The 14,600-nt window shown below is 42.9% G+C and carries 12 protein-coding genes; 1 reads left to right on the forward strand and 11 read right to left on the reverse strand.

The features are described from left to right. Positions 1-74: 74 nt before the first annotated feature. The 7 genes from CYG50_RS15905 to hutU all read right to left on the reverse strand — a co-directional run bounded on the left by CYG50_RS15905 (position 75) and on the right by hutU (position 9,402). The gene (locus tag CYG50_RS15905; RefSeq protein ID WP_102137968.1) at positions 75-1,757 is read right to left on the reverse strand and encodes an electron transfer flavoprotein-ubiquinone oxidoreductase; all 1,683 of its coding nucleotides are present in this window, start codon (positions 1,755-1,757) and stop codon (positions 75-77) included. 11 nt (positions 1,758-1,768) lie between these two features. Next, a complete protein-coding gene (locus CYG50_RS15910; RefSeq protein ID WP_102137969.1) occupies positions 1,769-2,719 on the reverse strand; it encodes an electron transfer flavoprotein subunit alpha/FixB family protein in 951 nt (316 codons plus the stop codon). A 15-nt stretch (positions 2,720-2,734) separates the two neighbouring features. After that, positions 2,735-3,490, reverse strand: a complete 756-nt coding sequence (locus CYG50_RS15915) for an electron transfer flavoprotein subunit beta/FixA family protein (protein WP_102137970.1) — start codon at positions 3,488-3,490, stop codon at positions 2,735-2,737. Between the two features lie 152 nt (positions 3,491-3,642). Beyond that, entirely contained in the window at positions 3,643-5,082 is a 1,440-nt protein-coding gene (locus CYG50_RS15920; RefSeq protein WP_102137971.1) for a purine-cytosine permease family protein, read from the reverse strand. Positions 5,083-5,357: 275 nt separating this feature from the next. After that, entirely contained in the window at positions 5,358-6,497 is a 1,140-nt protein-coding gene (locus CYG50_RS15925; RefSeq protein ID WP_102137972.1) for an acyl-CoA dehydrogenase family protein, read from the reverse strand. Then, positions 6,494-7,678 carry a CaiB/BaiF CoA transferase family protein gene (locus tag CYG50_RS15930; RefSeq protein WP_102137973.1) on the reverse strand — a complete coding sequence of 395 codons (1,185 nt, stop codon included), beginning with the start codon at positions 7,676-7,678 and terminating at the stop codon, positions 6,494-6,496. The genes CYG50_RS15925 and CYG50_RS15930 overlap by 4 nt, the downstream gene beginning before the upstream one ends. A 56-nt stretch (positions 7,679-7,734) precedes the next feature. Next, the gene (hutU, locus tag CYG50_RS15935) at positions 7,735-9,402 is read right to left on the reverse strand and encodes a urocanate hydratase (protein ID WP_102137974.1); all 1,668 of its coding nucleotides are present in this window, start codon (positions 9,400-9,402) and stop codon (positions 7,735-7,737) included. A gap of 556 nt (positions 9,403-9,958) precedes the next feature. Between hutU and CYG50_RS15940 the strand changes: the two genes are divergently transcribed. Next, a complete protein-coding gene (locus tag CYG50_RS15940; protein WP_102137975.1) occupies positions 9,959-10,873 on the forward strand; it encodes a hypothetical protein in 915 nt (304 codons plus the stop codon). A gap of 47 nt (positions 10,874-10,920) precedes the next feature. On the opposite strand, the gene livF is transcribed toward CYG50_RS15940, so the two are convergent. Genes livF through livH form a run of 4 tightly spaced genes read right to left on the reverse strand, consistent with a single transcriptional unit; the run spans position 10,921 to position 14,592 of the window. Next, a complete protein-coding gene (gene livF / locus CYG50_RS15945; RefSeq protein WP_102137976.1) occupies positions 10,921-11,622 on the reverse strand; it encodes a high-affinity branched-chain amino acid ABC transporter ATP-binding protein LivF in 702 nt (233 codons plus the stop codon). Further along, a complete protein-coding gene (gene livG, locus CYG50_RS15950; RefSeq protein ID WP_102137977.1) occupies positions 11,622-12,401 on the reverse strand; it encodes a high-affinity branched-chain amino acid ABC transporter ATP-binding protein LivG in 780 nt (259 codons plus the stop codon). The genes livF and livG overlap by 1 nt, the downstream gene beginning before the upstream one ends. After that, positions 12,398-13,669: a high-affinity branched-chain amino acid ABC transporter permease LivM gene (locus CYG50_RS15955; protein ID WP_102137978.1), complete on the reverse strand. Its 1,272-nt coding sequence runs from the start codon at positions 13,667-13,669 to the stop codon at positions 12,398-12,400. Before CYG50_RS15955 ends, livG begins: the two co-directional genes overlap by 4 nt. Beyond that, the gene (livH, locus tag CYG50_RS15960; protein ID WP_004258523.1) at positions 13,666-14,592 is read right to left on the reverse strand and encodes a high-affinity branched-chain amino acid ABC transporter permease LivH; all 927 of its coding nucleotides are present in this window, start codon (positions 14,590-14,592) and stop codon (positions 13,666-13,668) included. The genes CYG50_RS15955 and livH overlap by 4 nt, the downstream gene beginning before the upstream one ends. Positions 14,593-14,600 lie beyond the last annotated feature (8 nt).

Below are 14,600 nucleotides of genomic sequence, written 5' to 3' on the forward strand. Positions count from 1 at the left end.
AATGGGGCAAAATTGCCCCAAAGCGACTGATAAAACAAAAATATCAAGCACAACTACATCACAACAAATTCGTTTTACATTCCCTGATAAATAGGGCCTTCGCCTCCTTGCGGGGCTGTCCAAGTGATATTCTGTAACGGGTCTTTAATATCACAAGCCTTACAATGTAGGCAGTTTTGCGCATTAATTTGCAGTTTTTCTTCGCTCTTATCCTCTACAATTTCATAGACTCCCGCGGGGCAATAACGCGTCTCGGGCGCAGCATATTTCATTAAATTAACTTGGATAGGGACATTAATATCCGCCAATTTTAAATGGCAGGGTTGTTCCTCTTCATGATTCGTATTCGATAAAAACACGGAAGAAGGCTTATCAAAAATTAATTTTCCATCGGGTTTTGGGTAATTTATTGGCGAAAAATTTCGTGCTTCTTTTATTCCTTCATGGTCTGCGTGTTTTAGCTTTAAAGTCCACGGACTACGGCCTTTTAATAACAATTGTTCCGCACCAAATAACATTGACCCAATCACTAACCCTTTTTTCATATAGGGTTTAAAATTGCGTGTTTGATAAAGTTCTTGATATAGCCAGCTCTCTTCAAATAGCTGGCGAAATTGTTTTTTAAACTGTGAATAGTCAACCATTCCATTCTGGTTAGCACTGAACCAGGCTTCTGCTGCTAATAACCCACTTTTCACTGCACAGTGTGTACCTTTAATTCGAGCTGCATTAAGAAAACCTGCATCATCACCGATTAATACACCACCGGGAAAGCTCAATTCAGGTAACGCGGCCAGCCCACCGGCCACCATCGTTCTAGCGCCATAGCTAATACGCTCTCCCCCTGATAAAAAAGCACTAAACTCAGGGTGGGTCTTTAAACGCTGAAACTCATCAAACGGTGATAAATAAGGGTTTTCATAATTTAACCCGACTACCAAACCCACTGCGACTAAGTTATCTCCATAGTGATAAGCAAAGCCGCCGCCATAGGTGTGGTTATCTAGGGGCCAACCAACAGAATGCACAACCAGCCCTGCTTGGTGTTGCTCTTTGGGAATTTGCCAAATCTCTTTGATGCCCAAGCCATAGGTTTGTTTACCGCTCTCTGCGGCTAAATTAAAATGATTTATCAATCTCTTACCTAGCTGGCCACGGCACCCTTCCGCAAAAAAGGTCATTTTTGCCAGTAAATTCATACCTGGTTGGTACATCGCTGTTGGGTTGCCTGATTTATCCAGCCCCATGTCTCCGGTGGTGACGCCTATTACTTGGTTTTTATCATCAAACAGCACGTCAGTGGCAGCAAATCCGGCAAAAACATCAACACCTAATCTTTCAGCCTCAACGGCAAGTGCAGCACTTATCTGCCCTAAGCTACCAATGAGGTTGCCATTATTTTTCAAACAGCTTGGCAATAAAGATAGAGGTAAATGGCTCGCTTTATTTTCTTTCAACCATAAAAAACGGTCATGGTTTACAGGGGTTAAAGAAGCCGACACCTTTTGTTGCCAATCTGGCAGCAATTCATCAAGAGCCCGAGGGTCTATCACCGCGCCAGATAAAATATGAGCACCTATCTGCGCACCTTTATCAATTAAACAAACTGATATCTCTGTGCCTTTCTCTGCTGCTAGCTGCTTTAATCGTATTGCTGCAGATAACCCTGCGGGTCCACCACCGACAATCAGGACATCGAACTCCATCGATTCCCGCTCGGGAGCCTCGTTTATCTTATCAATATTGTCGATAGCCATTTGTCCACCTCTTACGCTAATGCTTTGTCAAATTCCGGTAAGATCTCAAATAGATCGCCAACAATGCCATAATCCGCGACTTGGAAAATCGGTGCCTCAGGATCACTATTAATAGCAACGATCACTTTACTTTCCTTCATACCAGCAACATGTTGAATTGCCCCGGAAATCCCTACTGCGATATATAAATCGGGTGCAACGATTTTCCCTGTTTGTCCTACTTGGTAGTCATTTGGAACAAAACCAGCATCTACCGCAGCACGTGAAGCACCCACCGCAGCGCTAAGTTTGTCAGCTATCGTTTCCAATAACGCAAAGTTGTCACCTGAACTCAAACCTCTCCCCCCTGAAATAACCACTTTTGCAGAACTCAATTCCGCACGGCTTACTTGGGTTAGAGATTGGCTTTTTAACTGACTACGCAAGGGAATATCAGCAAAGGAGACTTTTTCAATTTCAGCATGATTTTGCGCTTCATATCCCCCAGAAAATGCCGAACTACGCACTGTAATGACCACCTGCTGGCCATTATTTTGTACTGTTGCTAACGCATTTCCTGCATAAATAGGCCTAATAAAAGCTTGAGGATCAATAACTTGGGTAATGTCTGAAATTTGTGCGATCCCTAACGTTGCCGCAACCCGTGGAGCAATGTTTTTACCAAATGTCGTCGCTGGAAACAGTAAATGGGTATATTCTTTTGCGATACTTGCCACTGCATGGCCCATCGGCTCTGCAAGTTGGTTTTTAAGGTTATCTGATTGTATTTCTAGGACTTTACTCACGCCCTGTATACTTGCAGCTGACTGAGCGACCTGTTCCGTCTCACTTCCTGCAACTAATAAGTGCAAATGACCACCAGCTGTGAGAAGTTGCTTTGCAGCGTTAATACTATGATAAGTAGATGTTTTTATTGTTTGATTATCATGTTCGACAACCACTAATACCGATATTTGGCTCATAGATATTTTCCTCGATTAAATCACTTCTTTCGCTTGTAATGCACTAACTAGCTCTGTCGCGCTGCTTAACAATGTGCATTGCCCCGCTCGTTTTTTAGGTTCTGAGACACTCAGCGTTTTAATTTGCCCTAATGGCGTAAAATCCATCTCAGCAATATCGATAATATCTAACGTTTTTTTCTTAGCTTTCATGATATTAGGCAAAGTAGCATAACGAGGTTCATTGAGCCGTAAGTCCGTTGTGATAACCGCTGGTAATGGCATCTCTAACGTTTCTAAGCCACCATCAATTTCCCTTGTCACTTGCAATAATTGGCCTTCAAGCTTCACTTGTGAGGCAAATGTTGCCTGCGGATAGTCCAATAATGCACTAAGCATTTGGCCGATTTGATTACAGTCATCATCAATCGCTTGTTTGCCTAATAAAATAAGATCTGGCTGTTCCTTTTGCACAATTTGTTGAAGTAAACGTGCAATATCCAGTGGTTCTAAGGTTAACTCTTCCGGCTTTTGGACTAAAACCCCGCGATCTGCCCCAATCGCCATCGCACTGCGTAATGTATCTTGATAACCAATATCACCAACGGAAACAGCAATAACTTCTGCCGCTTTTCCCGCCTCTTTCAAACGTACAGCTTCTTCGACGGCAATTTCATCGAAGGGGTTGATGGCCATTTTGACATTTGCCAGCTCAACTCCTGAACCATCGGCTTTCACTCTTATTTTGACGTTATGGTCTATCACTCGCTTCACTGCGACTAAAATTTTCATAGCAACTCCTATCCCAATTCTTCAGCGATTGGTGGGTATGGTAATGTTCTAAAATCGTTTTTTAGGTTGAGAGAAACCGTAACAGTGATATTCACACTGCTACTGGCTATCTCAATTTTTACTATTTTGAATGCTAATTTTTTATGAAATGGTTATTTACTCGTAGGTAATATCAATCTGTCTGCCACTGACATAGGCCATTTTTTAATCGCCACATAGTAAATAACGCTGGTTGCGACTAAACCCACAATCCATGAGATATCAACCCCGCCCAGTTTTTCGACTAAAGGCCCGGTATAGAAGCCCGTGGAAATAAATGGCAATTGAATCAATACCCCAACGATGTAAGTGATAATCCCAACTTTATTCCAACGTCCATAACGGCCATTTGGATTAGCTAGCTCAGGTACATCGTAGCGGCCTTTAGTGACCCAATAGTAGTCAACGAGATTAATTGCACTCCAAGGGGTGAAAAATGCGAGTAAAAACAGCAAGAAAGCAGAGAATAACTTTAAGAATGAGTGCTGGCCTGCTAACCCTAAAGCGGTCGAGAAACTCACCATCAGAATGATGAAAAATAACCTTTGTCCGCGAGAAATTTGGCTTTTCCCTCGGAAACCACACCAGATCGCTGCCATAGACATAAAGCTACCATAAGCATTCAGTGCAGTTATGGTCACTTTCCCATAAAAAATACTGATGTACAGCAACGCTGCGATTAAACCTGTGCTACCTAACCCTACGATATAAGAGACTTCGTTACCTGCAAATTGATTGCCGGCAAGTGCTGCGGCAAAAACCCCTAAAATCATCGATGCTTGCGTACCAATCACTGTACCTGAACCGACGGCCAAAAAGGCTTTTATTGTCGGAGTTTTAGTCGGTAAATAGCGAGAATAGTCAGCAACATAAGGCCCAAATGCAATTTGCCAAGAAGCGGACAATGACATCGCTAATAGAAAGTTCGTCCAGCTAAAATGGCGGTTTTCGAGTAGTATTGAGACATCATTCATATAAAACAGACGGAAAAATAGATAGAAGAACGTAATTACGCCTATAACGCTCGCCACTTTCCCTAAAATATGGATGATGCGATAACCACAAATTGTGATGCCGATTATCACCACACCAAAAATGATAATTCCCACCCAATCCGTCACATGTAATAACTGACCGACTGCTTGCCCTGCCAGCACAGTACCACTAGCAGAAAACCCGACATACATCATACAAACCAGTAAGATAGGGATAACTGCACCATATACGCCAAACTGTACACGGCTCGAAATCATTTGTGGTAGCCCCAATTTCGGCCCTTGCACTGCATGCAAGGCCATCACCGCACCACCTAATAATTGGCCAATAAATAAGCCTATTAATGACCAGAATACATCGCCACCCAGTACCACAGCCAAGGCACCAGTGACAATTGCGGTTATTTGCAAATTAGAACCAAACCAAAGTGTGAATTGGCTTGATAAGGTGCCGTGGCGCTCGGACTCTGGAATGTAGTCGATGGAACGCGCTTCGATTAAAGGTACATTCTCCTGCCGGGCTTTTTGCCCTGTTGCGATGTCGTTTGAAACTGTCATGGTAACTCCTCTTTAAGCAAGGCTGGCTTAAAGAATGAACCAATTAATCGTAATGGAACCGCAATAACTACAGTTGTAAGGTACAGTTATTAAGCATTACGCTGGGTGATGTTTTATCTGTTATTCACCCTAAATAACTAATTGAAATACATTCTTAAACCTGATTGTTGTTGTGTTTTTAATTCCATGATCCTGTTGTCAGGTAGTGCTTCCTATGGTGCTCCATAAACCAGTAAACGCCTGTCCCGCTTACTGGCTCAATACTGATAAATAACTTAATGGGCGTCTAAAACGGCACGTGAAATAATAATTTTTTGTATTTCTGACGTCCCTTCAAAAATTCGTAAAATCCGTGCATCCCGCACATAACGCTCGAGAGGCAGGTCACGAATATAACCGTAGCCTCCGTGAAGCTGTAATGCTGCATCCGTAACAAAACCTGCGCACTCAGCTGCAAACAATTTTGCCGTAGCAGATTGCAAACTAAAACGTTCCCCTGAATCACGTAATTCCGCAGCTTGCCAAGTCAACATACGAGCAGCTTCCAATTGCGTGTGCATATCCGCAATACGCCATTGGGTTCCTTGGTAAGCCGCTAATGGCTTTTTACCAATTTGGCGTTCTTTTACCCAGCCTAAAGCACTTTCCATCGCGGCTCGAGCAATACCTAATGAGGTTGCGGCCACTTCGACGCGCCCTTTATCTAAAACTTCCATGGCGGTATGAAACCCTTTGTTTTCCTCTCCCAGTAATGCAGATTCAGGTAGCCAACAATTCAGTGCTAATTCATAAATGGTGCTACCCCGTAACCCCATGGTTTTTTCAGGTTGAGAAAATGCCACACCTTCCGTGCCTTTAGGGATCATAAATGCGCTGATCCCGCGAGCCCCTGCTTCTATATCCGTTTTCGCATATAACACGATGAAATCAGCTTCTTTGGCGTTAGTAATATAGTGTTTATTACCCCGAATGCGCCAGCCACCATTTTCACGAGTTGCCACGGTTCGCATATCTGCAGGGTTAGAGCCAGCAGCTGGCTCAGTTAAGCCAAATGCACCTAATAATTCCCCAGCTGCGGCTTTTGGTAACCAATGCTGTTTTTGCTCTTCTGTACCGCCAATCAGAATTGAATCTGTCGCCAAAAAATGCGCTGTTAGAGCCGATGAAGTCGAAGCACAAGCCGCTGCAACCGCTTCTACCACCTTACTCATCGCTACACTACCAATACCAAAACCGCCATACTGTTCAGGTAAATTAATTCCCCAACAGCCCATTTCCCCCAACGCTTGTAAACTTTCAGCGCAAAAGGTTTCGGTTTCATCGTATCTTTGTGCATTCGGCTGTAAAATGTCGTGACAAACTTTTTCTATCGCATCCACAACGGCTTGTTCTGTTTCATTAATATCAAAACTCATTGCATCGTCTCCGCATTTTTAATTGTTGTTTTCGCTGGCTTATAAACTGCGTTTGCCTCACCTAATTTCGGGGCCCGGTGGGTCGAATGAGGTTTCTTTCCATTAAAAAAAACCGGTTGAGAAACCAATGGCGTTCCTCCGTCATTCAGGTGTGTTAGCACTTGCCTCACTTGGGCATGCTCACTTTGTGTGGCTTGGTGTAAATTATGGATTGGTGAGGCAGGCACACCCGCGTTTAATAATATGTCGCATACCTCTTCAACGGTTTTTTGGCATGTCCAACTTTCGATTTCTTCTCGAAGCTCAGCTTGGTGCTGTGTTCGACTCGGGTCATTAAGGTAACGTGGGTCGTGGCATAACTGCGTTTTTTCCATACACTCGCAAAAGCGTTGAAATAACTTTTCACTGGCAATCGCGATAACCACTAAACCGTCTTTTGCTTGATAGGTATCGAATGGCGTGGATACTGGATGGCGGTTCCCCACTAAGCTCGGGGCCTTATCATTCGCAAATAGGTTTGAAAGCCCAGTTAACTGCATGCTTAATAAGACATCCACCATCGCCACATCAATATACTGTGCCGCTTCGCCATGACGCTCTCGCGAAAATAACGCACTGCTTATCGCCCATGATGCAAACATCCCTGCACACACATCGCCAATTGACTCACCGCTACGTGTTGGCCCCGTTTCTGGGAAACCCGTGACACTCATTAGGCCCGACATCGCTTGTGCCACGATGTCATAAGCGGGATAACTGGCTAATGGGCTATTTTGTCCAAAACCAGAAATACTGGCGTAGATTAATTGGGGGTTGTACTGCTTCAAGCTATCGAAATCGATACCAAGTCGTTGAGTCACACCAGGGCGAAAGTTTTCAACTACCACATCACTTTCTTGGATTAATTGGAATAGAATCGCCCGGTCTTCGTCCGCTTTAAGATCCAATTCAATACTGCGTTTACCTCGGTTAATCAAACCGTAATAAACACTTTCGCCATCAATGAATGGCCCTAAATGGCGGCTATCATCACCGTGGTTGGGAACTTCGATTTTGATCACTTCAGCACCGAGATCGGCCATCATACCCGTGCAATAAGGGCCGGCTAACACACGGCTTAAATCGATCACTTTGATCCCCGCCAGTGGCCCTTGTCTTTTCTGAGTTAACGCAGCATTCATACTGAATTCCTTCTATTTCAGAAAGATGCCAGCTCAATTTCAGCTGGCACACGACATTACTTCACCATAGGCAAACTAAGCCCTTGCTCTTTCGCACAGTTAATGGCGATGTCATAACCTGCATCTGCATGACGCATAACACCTGTTGCAGGGTCATTATGTAAAACACGCGCTAAACGTTTATCTGCAGCATCGGTTCCATCACACACAATGACAACCCCCGAGTGCTGTGAGAAGCCCATTCCAACACCACCACCATGATGTAAACTGACCCATGTTGCACCACCAGCGGTATTTAACAGTGCATTCAATAAAGGCCAGTCTGATACGGCATCAGAGCCATCTTTCATGGATTCCGTTTCACGGTGTGGGCTTGCAACAGAGCCTGAATCTAAGTGATCACGACCAATGACAATCGGGCCCTTTAACTCGCCACTTTTCACCATTTCGTTGAAAGCACGCCCCAATCTTTCTCTGTCTTTTAAGCCTACCCAACAAATACGAGCAGGAAGCCCTTGGAATGCGATACGTTCACGTGCCATATCGAGCCAATTATGTAAGTGTTTGTCATCGGGTAATAATTCTTTTACTTTTTGGTCTGTTTTATAGATATCTTCTGGGTCACCTGATAACGCAACCCAACGGAATGGGCCAACACCTTCACAAAATAGTGGGCGGATATAAGCAGGAACAAAACCAGGGAAATCAAAGGCATTGCTAATCCCTTCATCTTTTGCCATTTGGCGAATATTGTTGCCGTAGTCAAAAGCCGCTGAGCCTCGTTTTTGCATCGTTAGCATCGCATCCACTTGTACGGCCATACTTTTTTTCGCCGCTGTGGTTACCTCGGCAGGTGCAGTTTGCTGTTTTTCACGCCATTGGGCGAGTGTCCAGCCCTGTGGTAAGTAACCGTGTACTGGGTCATGGGCACTCGTTTGGTCGGTGACTGAATCAGGGGTAATATTGCGTTTCACCAGTTCACTGTAAACATCAGCCGCATTACCTAATAGCCCAACAGAAACGGGTTGGCCATTGGCTTTGGCTTCTTCGATATATTGCAGGGCTTCATCAAGCGAAGTCGCTTTTTTGTCTACATAACGGGTTCTTAGGCGAAAATCGATACGGCTTTCATCACATTCGACCGCTATCATGCTAAAACCCGCCATGGTTGCTGCTAACGGCTGCGCCCCGCCCATCCCACCTAAACCGCCCGTTAAGATCCAACGCCCTGCTGCGTTACCATTAAAGTGTTGTTTGGCCAGTGAAACGAACGTTTCATAGGTGCCTTGGACGATCCCTTGAGAACCAATGTAGATCCAAGAACCAGCCGTCATTTGGCCATACATCATTAAGCCTTTACGATCTAACTCATTAAAGTGATCCCAATTCGCCCAGTGAGGAACAATATTTGAATTTGCAATCAATACACGCGGCGCATCTGGATGGGTAGGGAACACACCGACGGGTTTACCTGACTGCACTAGCAAAGTTTGGTCATCTTCCAACGTTGTTAGCACATCTAAAATTTTGTCATAGCATTCCCAATCACGTGCCGCACGGCCGATGCCACCATAGACCACTAAGCTTTGAGGGTGCTCAGCAACATCCGGGTCTAAATTATTTTGGATCATGCGGTATACCGCTTCTGTCAGCCAGCTTTTACAGGTTTTCTCACTGCCACGTGGTGCGCGGATCACTCGAGTTGAGTCAGTACGATTTAACATGGTTGTATCCCCTATCATCCATTTTTAATTAACTTTAAATTAACAATTTTATTTGTAATAATCTGCGAGATACCTAGTTAGTGGCGATGCACCTGCGTCTTCAAACCAATTAATTGATTATAAATCAACTAATTAATTTTCTATCAACTTGCTCGAGACTATCTATTCATTGAGAGTGTTTATCGATGATTTAAATATATATACATTTACTTCACAAAGTATATACATTTAAATTTGAAATTTTGTAGGAAGTGTGAAGGTTGGAATACCAAGGGAGTTATACAACAACAAGTAGATCCCTGTTTCTAGAGAAAAAGTTGTATATACATTTAATTTTTCACATAGAAACAAGCAAATAGCTGAAATGGGAGATACCTCACATTCTAGAAAAGTAGAAAAGTTAACAGTTAAAATGACTAAAATTCGTCTTCATAAGATTATCACCTGCCATACCATCGTATCATCCCCTGATTAGGTACTATCTATTTATGCAATAATTTATTATCCCAGTGAGATACCCTAACCTGAACTTAAATATACCTCTAAGTGAGCTTTCATGACTAAAATTAATAACAATATGCTTTACTCTACGAAAAACCCTCAAACAATAAATAGTAAAACACCGAATAAAAATCGATTCGCCCGTTTTATCTGCCGAATTAATACAGCATTAGAACCATTTTGGAAATTATTCAAATCGCCAATAAAAAATAGAAAACGCGAATTAAATTTAGAAAATAATATTGTTTTTATTAAAGAATATTTCAGCATTAATAATAAATATAAAAAAGAAATCATTCATGATGAAAAATCAACTTCTATTATATTGAGAACAAAAATAGCAGGATTCAAACCGAACAAGGACGATAGTTATACATCTACTCATCTTGGTCACATTTATGAATCTAATGAATTTACTTTTGATAAAGAACTATCTGATAAATTCAACAAAGATTTCAATAGAATGAATATTTATTTACACACACCATACCGCCAAGAAAACTCAGTAGAAATAAAAGATGCAAAGTTTCTCAGTGCAAAATTCGGGTTGAAGAATGCCCAGCTGATATCGCAAATTGCTCATCAAGGCTTTCTTGCAGAACCAACAATTCTTTTACATCAAATAAATAAAAATGAGCATTACAATATAGGTGTAAGGGCGACTCAAGAGTCTAAAAATAACAGTTCAATTGAGAGTATGAGAACCAATTTTACTATTAAAGAAACAGAGAATGGAAGTTGTATTATTACAGCAAATAAAAACTTTGAATATATAAACACAGGTGATGAATTTGGTAGTCCATTACCAGATCTTTCAATTTCAGTAGAACGAAAAACACATTTAAATAAAGAAAATAAAAACGAAACCAAATCAAATAATTATAAAAATATTTTTAAGCTTACAAATAATAAGAAAGATGAGCTTAAAATCAAAATCACAAAAAATAATATAGAAAATATTGAGCAATGAATACTGCGAGCTATAGTTATCTATAGTTCGCAGTATAGCATTTTTAACTATCCACCCAAATACGCGCTTCTTACCGCTTCATTGGCTAAAAGCGCCTTTCCACTATCTTCCAACACAATATGCCCATTTTCCAACACATAGCCACGGTCTGCGAGTTTCAACGCTTGATTGGCGTTTTGTTCGACAAGGAAAATTGTCATACCTTCCTCGCGTAGCTGTTGAATTGTATCGAAAATTTGCATAATAATAATGGGGGCAAGGCCTAGGGACGGCTCATCAAGCAACAGCAGCTCTGGCTGGCTCATTAAAGCACGGCCTATCGCTAGCATTTGTTGCTCCCCACCTGACATCGTTCCTGAACGTTGACTTCGGCGCTCATACAGCCTTGGAAACAGCTTATAAACCCGCTCAATACGTTCTTGGTACTGTTGGCGATTTGCAAAAAAGCCCCCCATTGCGAGGTTCTCTTCCACTGTCATACGAGAAAAGACACGCCGCCCTTCTGGCACTATTGCAATGTCTTCACGCATAATTTTGGACGTTGGCAATTGAGTAATATCCACACCTCGGTAGATGACTTGGCCTTCCGATGCACGCGGGTCGCCACAAAGGGTACTGAGCAACGTTGTTTTCCCTGCACCATTTGCTCCGATTAAGGTCACAATCTCACCTTTTTGGATATTCAAGCTAATTTCATGTAACGCTTGTATTTTTCCATAATGGGTAGAAACTTTTTTAAATTCAAGCATCAGTAAGCTTCCCCCAAATAGGCTTTTATCACATCAGGATGTTGACGAATTTCACTTGGTGTCCCATTTGCCAATGGCGTTCCTTGATTCACGACATAAATGCGATCTGAAATCCCCATGACTAATTTCATATCATGTTCAATTAATAGAATTGAAACATTATGATGTGCACGTAATTCGGCAATTAAATCATCCAAATCATTGGTTTCTTTAGGGTTAAGTCCCGCAGCAGGTTCATCTAACATTAAAATTTCAGGGCGAGTGACCATACAGCGAGCAATTTCTAACCGACGCTGCTGCCCATAGGCCAAATTGCCAGCCTGCCGGTTTGCAAAGGGTAGTAAATCTATGCGCTCCAGCCATTTTACTGCATTATCAAGCGCTTCTGATTCTGCACGACGAAATGCAGGCGTTTTCAATAACCCAGAAAAAATGCCACTTTTTAAATGTTGATGTTGCGCCACGAGTAAATTTTCAATCACCGTCATTTCTTTAAATAGCCGCACATGTTGGAACGTTCTTATCACTCCGAGACGAGCAATCGCCTGCCCTGTCAGTCCCTCAAGATGTTTTTCTCGATATAAAATCGTGCCACTGGTCGGCTTATAAAAACCGGTTAAACAGTTAAAAATGGTGGTTTTACCCGCCCCATTTGGGCCAATCAGTGAGACGATTTCCCCTTGATTAATAGTTAACTCAACATTATTGACGGCAAGTAACCCACCAAAACGCATTGTTAAGCCATTCACTTGTAACAAAGGCGTGGTTATATGGCTCATACGCCCTCCCCTTCAGGGACTTTTTTCACCTGCATTTGACGACGTTTCATCGGTAATAGGCCTTGTGGCCGCCAGATCATCATCAGCACCATCAGCGCCCCTAATAACAGCATGCTGTATTGGTTAAGGTCACGCATCATTTCCCGTGATACAACTAAGATAATTGCGGCTAAAATTACAGAAGTTTGTGAGCCCATTCCCCCTAAAACAACAATGGCTAACACAAATGCTGATTCCACAAAGGTAAAGGACTCAGGGCTGATAAACCCTTGCCGTGCAGCAAATAACGTCCCCGCAAACCCCGCAAAGGCTGCGCTAATAGTAAATGCGGTTAATTTTATTCGAGTTGGACTTAACCCTAATGAGCGGCAGGCAATTTCATCTTCGCGTAATGCTTCCCACGCACGACCTAGTGGCATACGCAGTAACCGATTGATAACAAACAAAGTTAAAACCACTAATAACAAAGCGACAAAATACAGGAAGATAATTCGGTCACCTGGGCTGTAATCTAAGCCGAAAAAGTTATGGAAAGTGTCCCAGCCATCTTTTGCTGTACGACTAAATTCCAAACCAAAAAAAGTCGGTTTCGGTAATTGGCTGATCCCATTTGGCCCGCCAGTGATTTCGGTATTATTCAGTAATAAAATACGAACAATTTCCCCAAACCCAAGCGTCACTATTGCGAGATAGTCCCCGCGTAGCCTTAGAACAGGGAACCCCAATAAAAAGCCCGCTAATGCAGCGGTTAACCCTGCAATCGGTAGACTTTCCCAGAACCCAAAACCATAGTAATGATTTAATAAACCAAAGGTATAAGCCCCTATCGCATAGAAGCCTGCGTAGCCTAAAACCAGTAAGCCGGATAACCCAACCACCACGTTTAAGCCTAGCCCTAACATCACGTAAATTAGCGTTAAGGTTGCAATATCCACACTTCCACGAGAAACAATAAACGGCCAAATAATTGCAGCAATAATAATTATAACCGCAAGGATTTTTTGCTTAGTTGTCGAACCATCAAAATCAGGAATAGCCCACGCTTTCTTAGGCACCCCTTGCCACACTTTTCTTAAGGTTGGACGAACCAACTGGTACACAAAGATCACAACAATGCCGGCAATGATCCAGTTCCAACGCACGGAGTCCCCAACCGTCACAACCAGTTTCGTGCCATCCAGTGCGAGCTGCAGCCCCATCATAAACAGTGCCAATACGAAAAAAGTCACTGAAGCCACAATGGCATTAATCCAATTTTCTTTTCTCATACTTTTTCGACCTCCGGGCGTCCCAGAATGCCGGTTGGCATGATCAATAACACACCAATCAATAAACCAAATGACACAACATCTTTATATTCTGTACTTAAATATGCAGAGGTCATCGCTTCTGCGACACCTAAGATTAAGCCGCCCAACATAGCACCGGGAATACTCCCAATTCCCCCTAATACCGCCGCAGTAAATGCCTTCATTCCTGCCATAAAGCCAATGTATGGGTTAATCACACCATAAAATTGCCCCAGCAATACACCGGCTACAGCAGCCATTGCCGCACCGATAACGAAGGTCAATGAAATAACGCGATCCGTGTTAATACCTAATAAACTGGCCATTTTAAGGTCTTCTGCGCATGCTCGGCAGGCTCTACCCATTTTTGAATAGCGAATAAATAACGTCAAAGCTAACATCGCAAGCACGGTAACCACCCAGATGGTCAACTGCATCTTAGTCACCGTGGCTTCAAAACCATCGCTTTCACCCAGAACCCATTGCCCAGTGATCAAACTCGGTAGGGCTAAATCACGCGAACCTTGTGACAGGCTGACATAATTTTGTAGGAAAATAGACATCCCGATCGCTGAGATCAGTGCAATCAAACGTTTAGAATGACGTACTGGCCGATAAGCAACCCGCTCAATACTCCAACCATAGGCGCTAGAGACCACGATCGCGGCAATAAAGGCAGCAGCAACAAGGATCCAGCCGATATCGATCCCAAGCATCATCAAGCCTGCGATCACAATAAAAGAGACATAGCTGCCTATCATATACACTTCGCCATGGGCAAAGTTAATCATCCCAATGATGCCATATACCATCGTATATCCAATGGCTATCAATGCATAGGTACTGCCGAGGGTTAAACCATTCAGAAGCTGCTGAATAAAATAGAGAATTTGATCTGACATAAGACTAT

The sequence above is a fragment of the Providencia huaxiensis genome (genome assembly GCF_002843235.3).
GTDB classification, from domain to species: Bacteria; Pseudomonadota; Gammaproteobacteria; order Enterobacterales; family Enterobacteriaceae; genus Providencia; species Providencia huaxiensis.